The following is a 255-nucleotide window of genomic DNA, read 5'->3' as shown; positions in this document are numbered from 1 at the left end:
CGGCAGCGTCAGATGTGTATAAGAGACAGATTCCGTACCATATGATGTACAAAGGCATTGGCTTTGATATCCACCACCACATACGCGCCATAACGGCTGACGTTTATGTGCATGACATTACGCCACGGCGTACGGGACTGGCACTGCACCGCACGGAACGAGGTAAAGTCATTTTCACCAATCAGACACTGCGCCGCACGATGCATACGTTCAGCATCAAGCGGTTCATAAAAATGCGTCACGCCCTGGCTTAAC

1 pseudogene is annotated in these 255 nt (G+C 51.0%); it reads right to left on the bottom strand.

What is annotated here, in order from left to right:
* Positions 1-8: 8 nt before the first annotated feature.
* Positions 9-255: pseudogene (locus tag ACPYOJ_RS35920) on the bottom strand (tRNA pseudouridine(38-40) synthase TruA); the annotation flags it as partial.

This window comes from Rhizobium sp. SVR5-9E (assembly GCF_056755095.1).
The sequence above is the reverse complement of the archived record's forward strand: the minus strand, read 5'-3'. Positions and strand labels throughout refer to the sequence as shown.